This is a genomic window from Halorientalis pallida, assembly GCF_004118325.1.
Taxonomy (GTDB): domain Archaea; phylum Halobacteriota; class Halobacteria; order Halobacteriales; family Haloarculaceae; genus Halorientalis; species Halorientalis pallida.
This window is the reverse complement of the sequence record NZ_RDFA01000004.1, coordinates 340389-358477: the sequence shown is the minus strand read 5'-3', so window position 1 is coordinate 358477 and position 18089 is coordinate 340389. Positions and strand designations below refer to the sequence as shown.

The 18089-nt window shown below is 69.2% G+C and carries 16 protein-coding genes and 1 pseudogene; 14 read left to right on the top strand and 3 right to left on the bottom strand.

Annotated features, from left to right (window positions below; all coding sequences use genetic code 11):
* Nucleotides 1-106 precede the first annotated feature (106 nt).
* Nucleotides 107-1876 (bottom strand): histidine kinase N-terminal 7TM domain-containing protein, encoded by a 1770-nt coding sequence (locus EAF64_RS13270; protein ID WP_193767676.1) that lies wholly within the window; start codon nucleotides 1874-1876, stop codon nucleotides 107-109.
* A gap of 108 nt (nucleotides 1877-1984) precedes the next feature.
* On the opposite strand from EAF64_RS13270, the gene EAF64_RS13265 reads away from it, so the two are divergent.
* The 9 genes from EAF64_RS13265 to EAF64_RS13225 all read left to right on the top strand — a co-directional run bounded on the left by EAF64_RS13265 (nucleotide 1985) and on the right by EAF64_RS13225 (nucleotide 10318).
* Nucleotides 1985-3061 (top strand): ATP-binding protein, encoded by a 1077-nt coding sequence (locus tag EAF64_RS13265; protein ID WP_129069475.1) that lies wholly within the window; start codon nucleotides 1985-1987, stop codon nucleotides 3059-3061.
* Nucleotides 3062-3196: 135 nt separating this feature from the next.
* Nucleotides 3197-4219: an SMP-30/gluconolactonase/LRE family protein gene (locus EAF64_RS13260; RefSeq protein ID WP_129069474.1), complete on the top strand. Its 1023-nt coding sequence runs from the start codon at nucleotides 3197-3199 to the stop codon at nucleotides 4217-4219.
* Between the two features lie 205 nt (nucleotides 4220-4424).
* Nucleotides 4425-4820 (top strand): helix-turn-helix transcriptional regulator, encoded by a 396-nt coding sequence (locus EAF64_RS13255; RefSeq protein WP_227738967.1) that lies wholly within the window; start codon nucleotides 4425-4427, stop codon nucleotides 4818-4820.
* A gap of 25 nt (nucleotides 4821-4845) precedes the next feature.
* Nucleotides 4846-5487 (top strand): hypothetical protein, encoded by a 642-nt coding sequence (locus EAF64_RS13250; RefSeq protein ID WP_129069472.1) that lies wholly within the window; start codon nucleotides 4846-4848, stop codon nucleotides 5485-5487.
* Nucleotides 5488-5575: 88 nt separating this feature from the next.
* Nucleotides 5576-6598: a Cdc6/Cdc18 family protein gene (locus EAF64_RS13245; RefSeq protein WP_129069471.1), complete on the top strand. Its 1023-nt coding sequence runs from the start codon at nucleotides 5576-5578 to the stop codon at nucleotides 6596-6598.
* A gap of 72 nt (nucleotides 6599-6670) precedes the next feature.
* A complete protein-coding gene (locus EAF64_RS13240) occupies nucleotides 6671-6976 on the top strand; it encodes a putative quinol monooxygenase (protein WP_129069470.1) in 306 nt (101 codons plus the stop codon).
* Between the two features lie 177 nt (nucleotides 6977-7153).
* Nucleotides 7154-7840 carry a hypothetical protein gene (locus EAF64_RS13235; RefSeq protein WP_129069469.1) on the top strand — a complete coding sequence of 229 codons (687 nt, stop codon included), beginning with the start codon at nucleotides 7154-7156 and terminating at the stop codon, nucleotides 7838-7840.
* Nucleotides 7827-8159 carry a hypothetical protein gene (locus EAF64_RS13230; RefSeq protein ID WP_129069468.1) on the top strand — a complete coding sequence of 111 codons (333 nt, stop codon included), beginning with the start codon at nucleotides 7827-7829 and terminating at the stop codon, nucleotides 8157-8159. Before EAF64_RS13235 ends, EAF64_RS13230 begins: the two co-directional genes overlap by 14 nt.
* A complete protein-coding gene (locus EAF64_RS13225) occupies nucleotides 8156-10318 on the top strand; it encodes a type B DNA-directed DNA polymerase (protein WP_129069467.1) in 2163 nt (720 codons plus the stop codon). The genes EAF64_RS13230 and EAF64_RS13225 overlap by 4 nt, the downstream gene beginning before the upstream one ends.
* Nucleotides 10319-10337: 19 nt before the next feature.
* Here EAF64_RS13225 and EAF64_RS13220 read toward each other — a convergent pair whose 3' ends face one another.
* On the bottom strand, nucleotides 10338-11021 hold the full coding sequence (locus EAF64_RS13220; protein WP_129069466.1) for a hypothetical protein: 684 nt from the start codon (nucleotides 11019-11021) through the stop codon (nucleotides 10338-10340).
* 119 nt (nucleotides 11022-11140) lie between these two features.
* Here EAF64_RS13220 and EAF64_RS13215 point away from each other — a divergent pair, with 119 nt between their 5' ends.
* From EAF64_RS13215 to EAF64_RS13195, 5 genes are all read left to right on the top strand, one after another.
* Nucleotides 11141-13162, top strand: coding sequence for a hydantoinase/oxoprolinase family protein (locus EAF64_RS13215; RefSeq protein WP_129069465.1), 2022 nt, complete (start codon nucleotides 11141-11143; stop codon nucleotides 13160-13162).
* A 312-nt stretch (nucleotides 13163-13474) separates the two neighbouring features.
* Nucleotides 13475-15043, top strand: coding sequence for a hydantoinase B/oxoprolinase family protein (locus EAF64_RS13210; protein WP_129069464.1), 1569 nt, complete (start codon nucleotides 13475-13477; stop codon nucleotides 15041-15043).
* 39 nt (nucleotides 15044-15082) lie between these two features.
* Nucleotides 15083-15817, top strand: a complete 735-nt coding sequence (locus tag EAF64_RS13205; RefSeq protein ID WP_129069463.1) for a YkgJ family cysteine cluster protein — start codon at nucleotides 15083-15085, stop codon at nucleotides 15815-15817.
* A gap of 83 nt (nucleotides 15818-15900) precedes the next feature.
* On the top strand, nucleotides 15901-16296 hold the full coding sequence (locus tag EAF64_RS13200) for a TRAM domain-containing protein (RefSeq protein WP_129069462.1): 396 nt from the start codon (nucleotides 15901-15903) through the stop codon (nucleotides 16294-16296).
* Between the two features lie 144 nt (nucleotides 16297-16440).
* Nucleotides 16441-16692: a DUF7123 family protein gene (locus tag EAF64_RS13195; RefSeq protein WP_129069461.1), complete on the top strand. Its 252-nt coding sequence runs from the start codon at nucleotides 16441-16443 to the stop codon at nucleotides 16690-16692.
* Between the two features lie 11 nt (nucleotides 16693-16703).
* Here the strand turns inward: EAF64_RS13195 and EAF64_RS13190 are convergent.
* Nucleotides 16704-18027: pseudogene (locus EAF64_RS13190) on the bottom strand (RNA-guided endonuclease InsQ/TnpB family protein).
* Nucleotides 18028-18089: the final 62 nt, after the last annotated feature.

Here is an 18089-nt window from a genome sequence, read left to right as displayed (position 1 = left end):
TGTTGGAGGGAACTGCAGTCACGCTCCCCTTGTGCGACGGGTACTATAAGCCTCGTGGAAACTTCAGCCGAAATTTGTGTCTCGGTGCGGACGCCCGGCGAGTCCGTCAGCCGTCTGTCGACACCTCGCGGTCGGCGGCCGGTTCGTAGTGTTCACCCTCGACGCCGACGACGGGGAATCGGACGGTCGCGGTCGTCCCAGTCTCGGTCACGTCGAACGTGACGTCGCCGCCGGCCGCGTCGACGCTCCAGGTGATCAGCCACAGGCCGAGGCCGCTCCCGTGTTCGAGGTCGGTCTCGTCGCCGTCCTCGATGACGGCCAGTTCGTGATCGGGGACGCCCGGCCCGCGGTCGCTGACGGTCACGGTCACCGCGTCGTCGTCGGTCGTCACCGAGACGGTCACGTCCGGGTCCGGTGCGGTGTCCTCACCGCCATCACTCGCCGCGGCGTCCTCGCCGATCCGTCCGTGTTCCAGCGCGTTCTCGACGAGGTTGCGGACGACCACCCGGAGCAGGGCGGGGTTGATCCGGAGCAGGGCGGCGTCGGTGCCCGCGATCTCGACGGTCGCGTCGGAGAACTCCTCGCGGAGTTCCGTCACGACCTCACCGACCACGTCCTGGACGGCGACCAGCGACTCGGTGTCGTCCTCGACGACGCGCTCGAAACTGCGGGCCTTCTCGCTGAGCGAGACCAGCCCCTGGGTCTTCTCGCGGGCAGGGTCGAGCAGTTCGGCCACGTCCGCGTCGGCGCGGTCGGCGGCGGCGTCCAGGTTCATGTCGACGACGGTCAGGTCGTTGCGGAGGTTGTGCCGGAGGACGCGATTCAGGACGGCCAGTCGCTGCTCGCGCCGACGTTCGGCGGTGATGTCCTGGAAGACGAGCGTGTAGCCAAGGTGGGCCCCGGTCCCGTCGTCCAGATCTGTGGAGGTGACTTTGAACGTCCGCCGGCCCGCGTCCGTCCGGATCGTGGCGTCCTGTTCGCGCTCGCTGGGGTCGATCTCGTCGCCCTCGTAGCAGGCGGTGAACGGTTCGGTCAGGACGCCGCGGCCGGTCAGATCGAACGTCGATTCGGCGGCGGGGTTGTAGTTGACGACGCGACGCTGTTCGTCGACGACCACGACCGGATTGCCGAGGTCGGCGATGGCCGCCCGGTTGCCCGCTCGCCGGGTCGCGGGGTGGAAGTCGAACATCCCGCTGCCGACGAACGCGTAGGCGTCGAAGGCGACGTGGGCGAGAAAGAGGACGGGCGCGACGTTGATCCCCGGTGCGGGGACGATGCCGAAGGTCCAGGCGATCAGGCCGATACCCGGCGGGAGCGGGGAGAGCGCGACCGCCAGCGCCTCGCCCCGGTAGACGTCGCCGTAGCTGATGATCGTGTCCACGAGCAGGAGCGTGCCGACGGCGGTGCCGATGCTGGTGACGCCCAGGATCAGGAACGCGCCGCCGTGGCGGGTGAACGACGCCGTCGTCAGTCCCCACGTCGACCGAACCGCGAAGTCCGCCCAGACGAGTTCGTGCAGCGGGTTGGTCACGACCAGCAAGCTCAGCAGGACCGTGAGCCCGGCCAGCAGTCTGAACCACGGTGAGCGGATGACGTGACCCCGACCGGTGTAGGCCAGCGCGAAGGCGATAAACAGCGCGCCGAGACAGATGTAGGCCACCCAGAACAGCACTTCGACGGCCCAGCGGAGCCAGTAGTCGGAGACGAGGTACCCGACCCCGTAGCCGGCCGTCAGGGCGAACTGGACGCCCAGCACCACGAGGAGCCAGGTCGCGCCGGGGCGGTCCCGGACCGACCGGAGGTAGTAGCCCAGCGCGAGCGTGCCGGCGGCCGCGGCGAACGAACCGACCACGGGGTAGATCGTGGTCGGAAACACGTGCGGAGCCACGGCCCCCCGAATCACGTACCTTTCGGTCGGCTCACGTGGCCGACAGCGGGACGTGGGCCCGAGAGTTGAAATACGAACACCGGGCCACAGCGGAGTATGACTGGTCAGGAGTTCGTCGTCGGGCGCGGGCAGGACCTCGATGCGGGGCCGTCGGGCCGGCTGGGTGCCTACCGGGCGCTGGACGGGAGCGAGGGGGCACCGCTGTATCTGGATCTGGACGGCCCACACGCCGTGCTGATCGTCGGCAAGCGCGGGTACGGGAAGTCCTACACGCTGGGGGTCGTCGCGGAGTCGCTGGCGCGGGCCCGCGGCGTCGCGCCCGTCATCGTCGACCCGATGGACGTGTTCACGACGCTCGATCAGCCCACGCGGGGCGACGCGGACCCGGTGCCGGCCGACGTGATCGAGGACCCGGCGGTCACCCCATCGGCGCTGGACTCGCGGTCGTGGTGTGCGTTGCTGGGGCTCCCGCCGGAGAGCGGAGCCGGTGGACTCGTCTGGCAGGCCGCAGGCGAGGCCGACACGCTCGACGGGATGCGTACGGTGATCGACGCCGTGGACGCGTCGAACACGGACAAGCGGGCGGCGATCAACCACGTCGACATGGCCGAGGCGTGGGGCGTGTTCGACGCCGACGGGCTGACGGCCCAGGACCTGGCGGGGCCGGAGATCACGGTCGTCAACGTCGCGGGGATGGACACCGACCCGATGAACGCGGTGGTACGGGGCATCGGTGAGGCACTGTACCAGGCCCGCGAGACCGAGACCGTCGACCGGCTCCCCTGGCTGTTGCTCGACGAGGCGCACACGTTCTTCCAGGGCGTCGCCGGGTCGGCGCTGTCGACGATCCTCACGCGGGGGCGTGCGCCCGGCGTGAGTCTCGTCGTGGCGACCCAGCGCCCGAGCGCGGTGCCGGAGGTGGGCATCTCCCAGTCGGACGTACTGCTCTCCCACCGGCTGACCTCCGAGGCTGACCTCGACGCCCTGCAGGCGGCCCAGCCGACGTACGTGAACTCGTCGCTGGCCGACGAGGACCGGATGCCCACGGACACGGGCGAAGTCGTCATCGTCGACGACTCGACGGAGAGCGTCCACGCCGCCCAGGTCCGACGGCGGGACACGCCCCACGGCGGGGACAGTCCCAGCGCCAGCGACGTGGTGGCCGAGGATTGAGAGGGCGACGGAACGCTGCCCGGCGACACCGGAGTGGGTGATCCCAGGCCCGGGCACGCGATCCGTCTCTCGAATACCGGGCGCCGTTCGCCGGTGCCCGTAGATCCAAGCCGCGCTGGTCGTTCTGTGTGACCGATGTCCGAACCGACCGCGACCAGACGGACGGCACTTGCCACCGGAGTTGCGGCGCTCGCCGCGCTCGCGGGGTGTTCGGGAACCGACGAGGGGACGCCGACGGGAACCGGCACGACGACCAGCACCGGGACGACGGCCGACCGCTCGACCACGACCGACGAGGCGACACCCGACGACGCGACGTCGGAACTGGAGACGGTCGTCTCGATCCCGAGCGAGTCCGTCCCGGAGAACCTGGCCTTTACTGCCGACGGCGACCTGCTGTTCGGCATCACCGCCGGTGAGGTCAGGCGACTCGCGGCCGACCGCGTCACCGAGTCCGGGCTGACCCTCTCGGACACGGAGCAGGTCGCGACGCTCCCGCAGGCCATCGGCGTCGAGACCGCACCCGACGGGACCGTCTACGTCGCCGTCCCGGCCGACGGCGAGCAGTCGGGCGTCTGGGAAGTCCCGCCCGAGGGCGAGGCTCGGCAACTCGTCGGGATCTCGGGCTTTCCCAACGACCTGCTGTTCGACGCCGACCGCGACCGACTGCTGGTCACCGAGTCCTACGGTGGGGCGGTCTACGCCGTCACCGCCGACGGGACACGCTCGACGTGGCTTGACGACGACCGCCTCGACACGGAGAATTTCGGCGCGAACGGACTGGCCCGGGGTGCCGACGGCACCGTCCACGTCGCCGTGAGCAGCACCGCCGACGGGGCCGGACGACTGCTTGAAGTCCCCGTCGCGTCCGACGGCACGGCCGGGACGGCGACGACCTTTCACGAGGGCGAGGACATCGTAGGTGCCGACGGGATCACCGTCCGGGACGACACGGTCTACGTCGCCGCCAACAGTCAGAACCGGATCGTCAGCGTGACGGCCGACGGGTCGGTCGCGACGGTCAGCGACGACGACCGGCTATCTTTCCCCTCGGACGTGTGCTTCGGGACGACCGACGCCACGCGGGACTCGCTGTTCGTCTGTAACTTCGCGAACAGTGCGCCCTCGCAGGCGGCCATCTACCGGACGACGGTCTGACCGCGCCACCGGAAACCGTCCGGCACCGGTTTCCACCGGAAGTCGTACCCGCCCGGTGGGCTTCCCGCAAGGACGCCTATGTTTGCGGCCGGTGTGCTACCAGTCGGCCCCGATGTTCCGGTCATTCCCTCGCACGGACGCAGACGCGAGTCTCCGTACAGGTTCGGTCTCGGGTCGCGTTCGGCGGTCACCCGCTGTCGCCGGCGTGGCCCCGGTGCTGACGGTCGCGTCCGCTCGCCCCGCACTGCTGGTCGGGAGTCTGCTCGTGGTCGTCCTCCTGGGTGGCGTGCTGGCGCTCGCGACGATCCGGGCGCGAACGACCACGGACCCCGCCGAGACCGACGACGAGGACGCGCCGGCACATCCCGACGCCTGGCGCATCCGCCGCCTGCTGGACGAACACGGCGGGCGGCTGCCCCAGTCCGAGATCGTCGAGCGGACCGGCTGGTCGAAATCGAAAGTGAGCCGCGTCCTCTCGGCGATGGCCGAGGACGAACAGGTCCGCAAGATCCGGATCGGGCGGGAGAACCTCGTCACGCGGCCCGGCGACGTGCCGGAACACGCCAGCAGTCCGTTCGACGACGAGACCCCGAAGGGTTAGGTGAGTGGGGTGTCATCGGACGGGTATGTTCGGGCTGGGGAACGATTCCTACGAAGACGTCGAGGATGTGGTGGTCGAGGACGCCGACGATCTGGTCCTCTCGAACCCACAGGACGTGTTCGTCGAGCGCCGCGCCGTCGCCGGCGAGTGCCGCATCGAGTCCGTCGGGGACGTGTACCTGACCGACTCGAACGACGACCTCGCGGACCCGTACCGCGACTGTGTCGTCTCCGGCGGTGACGACACCCGGATCGAGACCTGCGAGGACGTGCTGATCACACGCGGTGCGGTCGACGGCGACCTCGTGATCGAAAAGACCCGCGGCGACGTGTTCACCGCAGTGACCGACGCCGTGACACTGGACGCCGTCGACGACGTCTACCTCCAGGGCGGCATCAGCCACGGGGACTCGGTGCGGGTCGAACGCGCCGAGGACGTTCGTATCGAGTCCGACGCCCGCGTCCCGGCGGTGACCGCCGACGACACGGAGGACGTCCTCGTCGCCGGTCCCTCGGCCGTCGCCGACGGCGTCGACGAACGGGCCTACCACGAGCGCGCGCCCGTCCACCTCGGCGACGTGGAAGACGTGCTCGTCGAGGCCCGCGCCGTCGAGGGGCGACTCGTCGCGGCCGATCCGGGCGACGTCGACGAGGATGCGGTGCTCTGAGCGGACGGGCGACCGGTGTGCCAACGCTTCTGGAAATTCCGGAAGCGACACGCCACCAGTTAAGCCGCTGGCACCACAGGGGGCTGACATGATCGAGGACGCCCGAGTGTTGCGTGCGGAGTTCGTCCCGCACGAACTCGAACACCGGGACGGCGAGGTGACACACCTGTCACAGGTCCTCGAACCGGTGACGCGGGGCGAGCCCGCGGGCCCGGCCATCATCACTGGCCCGTCGGGAGTGGGCAAGACCTGCGTGGCCCGCTACACCGTCGAGCAGTTGCGCGAACAGCACCTCGACGTTGCCTCCCAGTACGTCAACTGCTGGCAGAACTACTCGCGATTTCGCGCGCTCTATCGCGTCCTCGAAGGGCTGGGCAAGACCGTCGACATCCACCGGCAGTCGACGCCCCACGACGAACTCCTCGAACGGCTCCGGCGGTACGACGGGCCGCCCTGTGTCGTCGTGCTGGACGAGGCCGACCAGCTGGAGTCGGCGGACGTGCTCTACGACCTGCACGCGCTGTCTTCCTTCTCGCTCGTGTTGATCGCCAACCGTGAGGCGGACCTGTTCGCCGGGACCGACGACCGACTGCGCAGCCGCCTCCAGGGGAGCGAGCGGATCGGCTTCGACCGGTACGGGATCGACCAGCTCACGTCCATCCTGCAGGCGCGTGCCCGCTGGGGGCTGACGGAGGGGGCCGTGACGACCGACCAGTTGCGCGACATCGCCGACGCCGCCGCGGGTGACGCCCGCGTGGCCATCAGTATCCTCCGGAGCGCCGCCCGGCGCGCCCAGCGGACGACGGCCGCGACGATCACCGACGAAATCGTCGCGGAGGCGGTCCCGGCGGGTCGCTCGGCGGTCCACCGGCGCACCCTCGACACCCTCACGCCCCACCAGCGGGCCGTCTACGACATCGTGGCGGACGCCGGCCGGATCGACCCGTCGACGCTGTACCGGCGCTATCGGGAGGCCGTCGACGACCCCAAGACCGACCGGACGGTCAGAAACTACCTCGGGAAGATGGTCCAGTACGACCTGCTCGCCGCCGAGGGGACCAGCCGGGACCGCCGGTATCGGATCGTCGAACCGACAGCCGAGGAGAGCTGACGACAACGCCACGGACCGGGGTTCCGCCACGAACAGGTTTATTTCGCTCTCGGCCAACTAGAACGTGCTCCGATGAGCGACTCCGAATACGCGTTGCTGGCACGACTCGAAGCGAAAGACGGCAAGGAATCCGAGGTCCAGGAGTTCCTGGAGTCGGCGCTTCCGATGGCCGAGGACGAACCCGACACGACGACCTGGTTCGCCCTCCGGATGGGCGAGTCGACCTTCGGCATCTTCGATACGTTCCCCGACGAGGACGGCAGACAGGCCCATCTCGACGGCGAGATCGCGGCTGCGCTGATGGAACGGGCCGACGACCTGCTCGCCGAAGAACCCCAGATCGAGGAGGTCGACGTTCTCGCAGCCAAACACGCCTGAGCCACCGGCGGCCGTCTCGACTGCGACGGCGACTCGCCACCCTGACAACCATTCTGGAAACCCGCGGAATCCGCCGTTCGGGACCGCGACCGCCTCGCTGGTGCCCGGACTGCGCTTTCCGGAAATTCCGGAAACGACGCGCCAGGGCCCTTTTGCGTGGACTCGTTCGGTTCGGGTATGGATCGCACTCGACTGCCCGAACTCCCGACGCTCGACCCCGGCGTCCAGTTGCTCGCGACCGACGGCCAGCGGGCTGGCGAACCGCTCCGTGCGCTCGTCCTCGACCACGCGCTCGGCGGCGGGCAGGTCCGCTGGGTCGACAGTCGTGGATACGCACGCACCGACCGACTGGCTCGACTGGCCCCGGACCCGCGGGCGCTCGACCGCATTCGGATCGCCCGTGGGTTCACCGCCCACCAGCACGTCGCGCTGGTTCGCCGACTGCCCGACGTGGTGACCGACGACACTGCGCTGGTCGTCCTGCCGGCCATGGACGCCCCCTACCGCGCCGACGACGTGTCCCGGGGTCGTGACTTCCTGCTCCGGAGTCTCGCCACCGTCGCCCGGGTCGCACGCGACCACGCGGTCCCGGTGCTGGTGACCCGGACGGGCCCCGACGGTCTGGGGGACCCGCTCGCGGCGGCCGCCGACCACACGGTAGAGTGCCGGCAGACGGCACAGGGGCCGCGGTTCGTCACCGACGACTTCGAGACGCTGGTCTACCCGCAGGGGGACGGTACCGCCCAGACGACGCTCGCGTTCTGTCGGCGCGTGCTGGCTGCCCGAGCGCCGGCCGCCGGCGACGACCCCGCTCGACACGAAGGCTCCAGTCCCACGGAGGTGACCGTCGATGGGGCGTACTAACCCGACCTTCCGGGACCGGCTGGAGCGACTGCGCGCCGACTGGAGCGACTACCGGCGGGCGCTCCGGCGACGCGACGAGCCACACTTCGACCGACTCTTCGAGCACGCCCGCGCCCACGCCGACGCCTGTGGCTACCTGAACCACGACTCGCCCATCGTCCCCGTCTTGCTGTCGGTGGCGCTGGAACAGCAGGCGGCCATCGCCGCTCTCGAGGAGCGGGTGGCCGCGCTGGAAGCCGCCGAAGACGACAGCGTGCGCGCGGTCGACGCCTGTCAGACCGTGATCGAACGCCCCTGGCCGGGCGCGGCCGACGAATGACCCTGACCGTCGACTTCGACGACAGCGCGGCGCGAACCGCCGCCGGCAGCCGGACGCAGTCCGGCGACGGCGCCCCCGTCGTCTGGGAGTGCACCGACGACGGCGCGACGGCGACCCGGGACACCGACTACGCGCCGGCGGTCTGGGTCACCCGCGAGGACGGTCCCGTCGCGGCCGCCCGCGAGACCGTCGCAGAGATGGTCGACGTGACGGACGCGACCGTCGAGCGCCGCCGTCGCGGGTGGCGCGCCGACCCCGAACCCGCCCTCCGGGTCACCGTCGACCGCGTGGATCGCGTCCGATCCGTGGCGACCAAACTCACCGACCTCGGCCGACCCGGCGAGTACCGCTGTTACGACGTCGACTTCTCACCTGGCTTCCGGTACTGCCTGGACCGGGACCTGTCCCCGGTACCCGACCGCGAGTTGCGAACGCTCGAACTCGGCACGACCGAGGCGGCCCGCAACGGCGAGCCGCTCGATTCGGTGACCGTCGACGGCGATACCTTCGAGGGAAGTTCTGGTGATCTCGTGGCTCGGGTCGCCGACGCCGTGGCAGAGGTCGACCCCGACGTGCTGGTCCTCGACGCGGGTGCGACGATCCAGACGTTGTACGAGGCGGCGGCGACGGCTGGCCGGACCCTGCAACTGGGCCGCCGTCCAGGCTGGGAGCGCCTGGCCGGGGACTCGACTTACGAGAGTTACGGGGAGGTCCACCACTCGCCCGCGCGGTACACGGTGCCCGGGCGGGCGGTCGTCGACCGCTCGAACACCTTCTTCTACCGGCAGGCCGGGCTGGACGGCTGTCTCGATCTGGTCGAGCGATCCCGGAAACCCCTGCAGGAACTCGCCTGGGCCTCCATCGGGAACGTACTGACGGCGATCCAGATCCGCGAGGCCCGCGACCGGGACGTGCTGGTGCCCTGGCGCTCGTACCGCCACGAGCGGTTCAAGTCCGCCCGGACCCTCGCCGACGCGGACCGTGGTGGCCACACCCTCGAACCCGCGGTGGGCGTCCACGAGGACGTGCACGAACTCGACTTCGGGAGCCTCTACCCGTCGATCATGATCGAGTACAACCTGAGTCCGGAGACGGTCCGCTGTGACTGTCACGACCGCGCGGACGTGCCCGGCCTGGGCTACAGCGTCTGTGACGACCGGGGGTACCTCCCGGAGGTCCTCGACCCGCTCGTGACGGATCGGCGGGCGATGAAACGCGAGCGAGCGGCCACCGACGACGCCCAGTGCCGACGGGCACTCGACCGGCGTATCGAGGCGATCAAGTGGATCCTCGTCTCCTGTTTCGGTTATCAGGGGTTCTCGAACGCCAAGTTCGGTCGGATCGAGTGCCACGAGGCGATCAACGCCTACGCTCGCGAGATCCTGCTGGACGCGAAAGCCGAACTCGAAGCCGGTGGCTGGCGCGTGCTGCACGGTATCGTCGACAGCCTCTGGGTGACCGCCGCACCGGACGTACCCGACCGCGAGCGGACGCCGCTCGACGAACTGGCCGAGCGAGTCACTGCGGACGCCAGGGTGCCTCTGGAGTACGAGGCGGCCTACGACTGGATCGCGTTCGTGCCCCGGGCCGACAGCGACGCCGGCGCGCTGACGAAGTACTTCGGGAGCATCGCCGACGCCGATCCGTCAGACGACGGCTACACTTACCGCGGGATCGAGTGTCGGCAGGACAGCACGCCGCCGTTCGTCGCGGACTGCCAGCGCGAGTTGATCCGGACGTTCGACGCGCACCGCGACCCCGAAGCGGTCTGTGATCGGCTGGCTCGCCACCTCCGGGCGCTCCGGGCGGGTGCGGTCGACCCCGCGGATCTGGTCGTCGAGAGACGCGTCTCGAAGGAACGCGAGGCCTACAGCCAGCGGACGCGTTCGGTCGCGGCGCTGGATCGCCTCGCCGACGCGGGGATCGACCGCCACGCCGGCCAGCGCGTGCGCTACGTCGTCACCGACGACGCCCGCGAATCCCGCGAGCGGGTGCGCCTGGTACGCGAGTCCCCCACGGAGTACGACGCCGAGTTCTACGCCGACCGGCTCGTCCGGGCCGCGGAGAGCGTCTGTGCCCCGCTGGGCTGGCGTCGCGGGGACGTCGAGGACTACCTCGCGGATCGGACGGACGCGTCGCTGTCGGCGTTCGGTCGATGACGGAGAACGCGGCGGTCGATCAGTTCTTCGCGATCCCGGGCTGCCAGTCGCGGAGCCAGGTGACGCCAGCGCCGACGAGGCCGGCGGGAATCGCCATGACGATGGAGCCGACGATGTAGTCGCCCAGGCCGCCACCGCCGCCGGCACCGCCACCGCTGCCGCCGAGGATGGAGATGAAGAGGGCCACGATGATGCCCATCACGATGAAGCCCGCGGCGTTACTGGCGAACGCGAGCACGTACGTCTGGTTGTCGACCTCGCCGATCTGGAGGAAGTCCTGGAGCCCGATAACTGCTGCGAGGATGCTCCCGCCGAAGATCGCGACGCCGAACGCCATCAGCGTGATGCCGAAGCTGATGAAACTCGCGGCGCCGGTACCCCCGCCACCGAGGAGGGAGTCGGCGAGCACGCCCGTGAGGCCGATCCCGACGCCTACCACGGCGAAGATGCCGACGACGTACTTGATGACCGACTGGCCGTCCGGCCGGCTCAGTACGTCGGTCGCGCTCGGCCCTGTTTGGACCTGCTGGGGACGTCCCCGCCCGGGCTGGGCCTGCCCTGGCTGCCCACCAGTCTGACCGCCGGCCTGCCCGGGTTGCCCACCAGTCTGACCGCCGGCCTGCCCGGGTTGCCCACCAGTCTGCCCACCCTGACCTGACCGTCCGCCCTGGTTCTGCTCCGTCGGATCGTCTTCCGAACTCATGAGCGTTACATACGACAGACAGATAATAAAGATGAACCTTAGTGCAACCGCGGCGGACGGTCAAAGCAGGAGTTGTCGCGACCGGCACCGTTTAACCGTCGTTGGCCCGACCGGCGGGTATGGCCGGGGACGAACCCGTCGTTCGGCTGGGCGTCGACGTCGGCGGGACTTTCACCGACGTGGTGGTGCTGGTCGGCGGGGAACGGACGACGGCGAAAGTACCGACGACCGACGACCAGAGCCGGGGCGTCCTCGACGGAATCGAGACCGCCTGTGAGGCGGCCGGGGTCGACCCCGACGACGTCGGGCAGTTCCGCCACGCTACGACGGTCGCGGTCAACGCCCTGCTGGAAGGCGCTGGCGCGCCGACGGCGCTGGTGACCACCGCCGGGTTCCGGGACGTGCTGGCCATCGGCCGGCAGGACCGCCCCGCGCTGTACGACCTCGACGCCGAACCGCCGACCCCGCTGGTGCCCCGCGAGCACCGCTTCGAGATCGAGGAACGTGCCACCCTCGAGGGGATCGAGCGACCGGTCGACGACGACCGGGTCCGCGAACTCGCGACCGAGATCGAGGTCAGCGACGCCGAGAGCGTCGCCGTGTCGCTGCTGCACGCCTACGCGTCCCCCGAGAACGAGCGGACGGTCGCGGACATCTTGGAGGCCGAACTCGACTGCCCGGTGTCGGCCTCACACGAGGTTTTGGGGACCTTCCGGGAGTACGAACGCACCGCGACCACGGCCGCAGAGGCGGTCGTCACGCCCACCGTCGACACCTACCTCGGACGGCTCACCGAACGCGTACGCGACCGCGGGCTCCCGGAACCGCGCGTGATGCAGGGCAACGGCGGCATCGCGGACGCCGGGGCCGTCCGCGACCACGCCGCGACGACCATCCTCTCGGGACCGGCCGCGGGCGTCGTCGGCGCGGCCGAATTCGGCGACCGCACCGACACCGCCGGCCTCGTCACTTTCGACATGGGCGGGACATCCAGTGACGTGAGCCTCGTCCGGGACGGCGACGCCGAGCGAACCACCGACGCCGACGTGGGCGGGCACCCCGTCAGGGTCCCGATGGTCGATGTGAACACGGTCGGCGCGGGCGGGGGCTCGGTCGCCTGGGTCGACGCCGGCGGTGCGCTCCGGGTCGGCCCCCGCTCGACCGGTGCCGAACCCGGCCCCGCCTGCTACGGGAAGGGCGGCACCGAACCGACCGTGACCGACGCGAATCTCGTGCTGGGCTACCTGGGCCCCGACACGGAACTCGGCGAGGGGCTCGCACTCGACGCGGCGGCGGCCGAGTCGACCCTCGCCGACCTGGCCGACGAGGCCGGTCTGGAGAGCGCGCAGGCGGCGGCCCGCGGCGTCTATCGCGTCGCGAACGCGACGATGAGCCGAGCGGTCCGGGGCGTGACCGTCGAGCGAGGCCACGACCCCCGCGGGTTCGCGCTGGCGGCGTTCGGCGGTGCCGGACCGATGCACGCGGCCGCACTCGCGGATCGCCTCGGTATCGCCGCGGTCGTCGTCCCACCGGCCGAGGGCGTCCTCTCGGCACTCGGTCTGCTGGCGGCCGACGAGAAGCACGACGCCGCCCGGACCCACCGGACACCCCTCTGCGACGCCGATCCGGGGACCATCGACGCAATCTACGACGATCTGTCCGAGTCGGTCCTCGACGACACCGCCGACTCCGACCGGGCGACCGTCGACCGTGAGGCAGACTGCCGATACGCCGGTCAGAGCTTCGAACTCGGGGTCGACGTGCCCGCGCCGTTCGATCCGGGGACCGTCGCCGAGCGGTTCCACGCGGCCCACGAGCGGGCCCGGGGGTACCGGATGGACGACGAACCCGTCACGCTCGTCACCTGCCGGGCGACCGCGACGGTGCCGGGCGATCCGCCGACCCTGACCCACGACCCCGCGGGCGGACCCCGGACCGGCGAACGCGAGGCGATCTTCCCCGACGGCGAGGACGCACTCGTCCGCGAGACGCCGGTCTACGACCGCGACCGCCTCCCTACCGACGGGACGTACGACGGCCCCGCCATCTTCGAGGGCGGGGAGAGTACCGTCGTCCTGCCGCCGGACTGGACGGCCAGCGTCGCCGGCGACGGATCGCTCCTGCTGGAGGTGGACCGATGAGTCGATCACCGGACCGACTTCCAGCTCGATCACCGGCCCACCCACCGACCGCTCCGGATGGCGCGCGCGCTCACCGCGCCGCGAGACCGCTCGCGGCCCGGGACGACCATCTGCGCGAGGGACGAGCCCGCGAGCGAGGCGCGCAGTCGGCTGGGGAGGGTGTGGCCGACACCCCGTCACTCGCCGCCCTCGGGGTGGACACACAGCGGTCGGGGGCTGTGGGCGTGTCGTCGTCACAGAACGCGACTTCGGGAGAGCGATCGGGGGCTGTGAACGAGCCGTCACAGCGCGAGATTCCGGAGGTGTGAATCCATGAAACACGACCAGATCGACGCCGTCGAACTGGAAATTCTCCGCACCCAGTTAGAGAGCGTCGCCGAGGAGATGGGGCAGGTACTGATTCGCGGGGCCTACTCGCCGAACATCACCGAGCGCAAGGACTGTTCGACGGCGCTGTTCGACCGCGACGGACGGCTGATCGCCCAGGCCGAGCACATCCCGGTCCACCTCGGCGCGATGCCGGCGGCCGTCGCCGCCGTCCGCGAGCAGGACCCGCGACCGGGCGACGTGTTCGCTCTGAACGACCCGTTCACCGGGGGGACGCACCTGCCGGACGTGACCCTCGTGGCACCCATCGCACCGCCCGAGGCCGCCGACGTGACGGACCACGAGATCGTCGGCTACGCCGTCTCGCGCGCCCACCACGCCGACGTGGGTGGGATGGCGCCCGGGAGTATGCCCGCCGGTGCGACCGACATCTACCAGGAGGGCGTCCGGATCCCACCGGTCAGGCTCGTCGCCGGCGGCGAGCGAAACACAGAGGTCGAATCGCTCCTGCTGGCGAACGTCCGCAACCCCGACGAGCGCCGGGCCGACCTCCGGGCACAGATCGCCAGTACCGACCGCGCCGAAGAGCGGATCGGCGACCTCCTTCGGGCACACGGCGAGCGTCTCCCCACCGCCTTCGACGCCGTGATCGACTACTCCCGCGAGCGCGTCCGGTCCGAACTCGAATCGCTCCCCGACGGCACCTACAGCGCCAGCGACGTGCTGGAGGGCGACGGCCAGTCCGACCGCGACGTCCCCATCGACGTCACGGTCACCGTCGACGGCGGCGTGGTCACCGTGGACTTCTCGGGCACGGCCGACCAGGTCCCCGGGAACGTCAACGCCCCCCTCTCGGTCGCGACCAGCGCCGTATACTACGTCATACGATGTATCACAGACCCGGACATCCCGCCGAACCACGGCTGTTACGAGCCGGTGACGGTGACGGCACCCGAAGGGTCGTTGCTGAACCCGACGCCGCCGGCGGCAGTCGTCGGGGGGAACGTCGAGACGAGCCAGCGGGTGACGGACGTGGTGTTCGCCGCGCTGGCAGAGGCCGCACCCGACCGCGTGCCCGCCGGCGGACAGGGGACGATGAACAACCTGCTGGTCGGTGACTCGGCGTTCCAGTACTACGAGACCATCGGCGGCGGGGCCGGCGCACGCCCGGACGGCGACGGGCTCTCGGGCGTGCAGGTCGGGATGACCAACACGCTCAACACGCCCGTCGAGGCGCTGGAGGCGGCATACCCGCTCCGGGTCGAGACGTACGCGCTCCACGAGGGCAGCGGCGGGGCAGGGGCGCATCGGGGCGGCGACGGCCTGATCCGCGAGCTCACAGTGCTGACCGACGCGACCGTTTCCCTGCTCACGGAACGCCGCCGGCACGCACCGCGCGGCCTGGCCGGCGGCGCGGACGGTCAGCCGGGGCGAAACCTGATCGACGGTGAAGCCGTGTCCGCGAAGGTCACCCGGGCGGTCGAGGCCGGCACCACAGTTCGAATCGAGACGCCTGGCGGCGGCGGGCACGGCGAGTCCGAGGACGACGCGTAGAGTCGCGCCGCTTTTGGACGTCGGTCGGCAATGGCGTGTATGGAGAGCCTCGAAGCCGAACTCGACCGGGCGCGCGACCTCGACGTGCCCGACCTCGCCGACGCCATCGTCGAGATCGGGTTCGAGTGCACGCGCTGTGGTGCCTGTTGCAAGGCCGAAACCTGTGAGAACGGAGACAGCGACGACGTCGATCCCGAACCCCACACGGCCACGGTCTTCCCCGACGAGATCCGGCGGGTGCAGGACGCCGGGGACGAGGAGTACGACTTCCGGGACGTGGCCCGCCCGATGCCCTACGGTCTCGAAGACGGGCCCGAGGGACCGGAGGGCGAGACGTTCGAGTGGGCGCTCCAGACCGACGACTGCGGCGACTGCACCTTCTACGAGGAGCGAGAGGCGTCGGAGACGCCTCACGGAGACGGCGAAGCCGTCGAAGACGCCGGGACGGGAGCCTGTACGGTCCACGAGGACCGACCGCTGATCTGTCGGACCTACCCGTTCTCCGTCGCACTCGGCGGGACCAGTCAGCCGATGGGCGAGGCCGTCGACGAACACGGAATGGTCCGGGCCCACGAGTGTGAGGGGCTGGGTCGGGATATCTCGCGGGCCGAGGCCACGGACCTGGCCGCGGCGCTGAAAGAACGAGCGGTCAGGGAGATCGAGGAGGCCATCGCGGTCCGGGACGCGTACGAGCCGGTCGAGACGGGGCCGGGTGAGATAGTCGTCCACGATTCGGAGGGTCAGAAGCGGCCGGACGGGACGGGGCTGGACTGAGCCCGGGAAAAGCGCCCGTCAGGGGCCGAGCCACGGGCAAGTTCTTTACTGTAGGCCTACCACATGCCCATGGAGGTCTAACCTTGGAGATATCTGATAAACTCCTGTGTTTGTTCAGCGCCGAAGTCGAGCGGAGTGAGGACGGGTACGTGATCGAGGTACCACAGCGCGAACTCGATACCGGCTCGGTCGAGGCCGGCGACACCTACCGGGTGGCGCTCATCGAGAGCGAGCGCGAGGAGGTGTCCGAGGGCGAACCCGAGACGCCCTCGTCGGAGCCCCAGCCACCGGTCGAGGCCGGCGAGATTCGCTACGTCGAGATCGAGGACATCGGCAAGCAGGGCGACGGGATCGCTCGCGTCGAACGCGGCTACGTCATCATCGTCCCCGGTGCCGAGATCGGGGAACGCGTGAAAGTCGAGATTACCGAGGTCAAGTCCAACTTCGCGGTCGGCGAGATCATCGAAGAGGACATCTGACTGTTACCCGCCTGTACCAACCGACCCGTCTCGTCTTCGATCCCGGACCGTTCTCTCCCCGTCGCGTCGGGAAAACCGCCCGACTGCGGCCGGTTAACCGTCTGTACCAAACCCGCTAAAGGGAACCTTACCATACAGGTTGGTATGAGCGCGACCGCGACCGCGACGACCCAGACTGGAACCAGCCTCTCCGAAAAGCAGTCCCGCATCCTCGAGTACCTCCGGGAGAACGCCGACACGCAGACCTACTTCAAGTCACGCCTCATCGGCGACGCGCTGGACATGTCCGCCAAGGAAGTCGGTACCAACATGCCCGCCATCCAGAACGGCGACTTCGAGGTCGACGTCGAGAAGTGGGGCTACTCCTCCTCGACGACCTGGAAAGTCACGGCGTAAACTACCCCACCCTACTTCGCTCGGTCTGACGACCTCGCTTCGTTGAGGGTAGAGCTTTCGCGTGGACTCCCGCTCTGACCGGGACCTCCGGCAGGAGGATAATATTCTCCGTTCGCGTTCAACGTCCCGCGATTCAAGCGCACGCCTACCGATGCGCCTCCGTCACCCCCGGTTTGGCTGCGACGGAGATACGGTAATCCGATGTTCTTTGCCGTCGCAAACGCGAAGCGTTTGCTGCCCATCAGACGCAGTCTGATGACCGCGTTGTAGTCCGCGTGGTTCTCGTAGCCGCATTTCAAACAGTCGAAAGCTTCACCGTCACGGTTGTTCTGGTGGGTGAACCCACAGTGTGAGCAACGCCGTGACGTGTTTTCCGGGTCAACCTGTTGTACGTCGACACCGTGAAGTTTGGCTTTGTATTCGACGTACTCGTACAACCGCTCGAAGGCCCACTTGTGTCCCCACGACGCTTCGGGCAGCCGGTTGCGAATCCCGGTCAACTCCTCGAAGGCGATGACTGCACAGCCGTTCTCGGCAGCTTCTTTAATGATGCCGTTGGCGATCCGGTGGAGCATCATCTCGAACCGACCCGACTCTTTCCGTCCGACCGATTTTAGATTCTCGTGGGCGTGGCGCGTACCACACTGCTGGAGCGAGCCACGACGCTTCTCGTACTCGCGCCGCCAGTGATCGAACTCGTGACCGCTCCAGAACGTCCCTGTTGAAGTAACCGCAAGTTGGTTCACACCGAGGTCAACGCCGAGGACCGTCGGGTGCCCGGTCGTCGCCTGTTCCGGCGTGTCGGACTCCATTTCCGCTTTTGTACGGAGATGAAGGAACCACTCGCCATCTCTGTGGTGCAGTTCTGCGCTCGTCACCTCGTAAGCATCGTTATCGAGATACCGGGAGTGAGGTGTGTCGCGGTCGTCGGCAGGTAGAACGTACTCGATTTCGATTCCCAGCCACGGTTGCCAGCGACACGTACTCGTCGTGGAACGTCGCACACCGCTTGTCATACACCATGGTCGGAGTTGAAAAGTGCGGTTTGCCAGCGTACTGGCCCTGCTTCCAGCGGGCGACGACGCCCTGCATGGCGTCGGCGGCCTTGTTGCGAGCGTTCTGGACGAGGTTGGCGTGCAATCGCGTCTGCTCGCGCACATCGTCGTAGGTTTCTTGCTGCAACTGCGCCTTACTCGTGGTCTTGTATTCTCCCTGCCATGCGTGGTCTACGACGTAGTTAGCGGCCCACAGAAACTCGCCGGTTGTCTCCCAGAGAAGTGTGGTGTCATCGCTGTCCGCGTCGAGTTTGACCGGGACACTGCGCCGCACTTCCATACGTCAGACGTGTGGCGGATGGTTTATGACGCTGGGGGAGAACGGGTGGCAACACTCCGTGG

What these genes read in the sequence shown, in the direction of transcription:
- EAF64_RS13210 (WP_129069464.1), top strand. Translation starts at nt 13,475, where the DNA reads ATGAAACACGACCAGATCGACGCCGTCGAACTGGAAATTCTCCGCACC.
- EAF64_RS13250 (WP_129069472.1), top strand. Translation starts at nt 4,846, where the DNA reads ATGTTCGGGCTGGGGAACGATTCCTACGAAGACGTCGAGGATGTGGTG.
- EAF64_RS13220 (WP_129069466.1), bottom strand. Translation starts at nt 11,021, where the DNA reads ATGAGTTCGGAAGACGATCCGACGGAGCAGAACCAGGGCGGACGGTCA.
- EAF64_RS13215 (WP_129069465.1), top strand. Translation starts at nt 11,141, where the DNA reads ATGGCCGGGGACGAACCCGTCGTTCGGCTGGGCGTCGACGTCGGCGGG.
- EAF64_RS13225 (WP_129069467.1), top strand. Translation starts at nt 8,156, where the DNA reads ATGACCCTGACCGTCGACTTCGACGACAGCGCGGCGCGAACCGCCGCC.
- EAF64_RS13245 (WP_129069471.1), top strand. Translation starts at nt 5,576, where the DNA reads ATGATCGAGGACGCCCGAGTGTTGCGTGCGGAGTTCGTCCCGCACGAA.
- EAF64_RS13265 (WP_129069475.1), top strand. Translation starts at nt 1,985, where the DNA reads ATGACTGGTCAGGAGTTCGTCGTCGGGCGCGGGCAGGACCTCGATGCG.
- EAF64_RS13240 (WP_129069470.1), top strand. Translation starts at nt 6,671, where the DNA reads ATGAGCGACTCCGAATACGCGTTGCTGGCACGACTCGAAGCGAAAGAC.
- EAF64_RS13230 (WP_129069468.1), top strand. Translation starts at nt 7,827, where the DNA reads ATGGGGCGTACTAACCCGACCTTCCGGGACCGGCTGGAGCGACTGCGC.
- EAF64_RS13195 (WP_129069461.1), top strand. Translation starts at nt 16,441, where the DNA reads ATGAGCGCGACCGCGACCGCGACGACCCAGACTGGAACCAGCCTCTCC.
- EAF64_RS13260 (WP_129069474.1), top strand. Translation starts at nt 3,197, where the DNA reads ATGTCCGAACCGACCGCGACCAGACGGACGGCACTTGCCACCGGAGTT.
- EAF64_RS13235 (WP_129069469.1), top strand. Translation starts at nt 7,154, where the DNA reads ATGGATCGCACTCGACTGCCCGAACTCCCGACGCTCGACCCCGGCGTC.
- EAF64_RS13205 (WP_129069463.1), top strand. Translation starts at nt 15,083, where the DNA reads ATGGAGAGCCTCGAAGCCGAACTCGACCGGGCGCGCGACCTCGACGTG.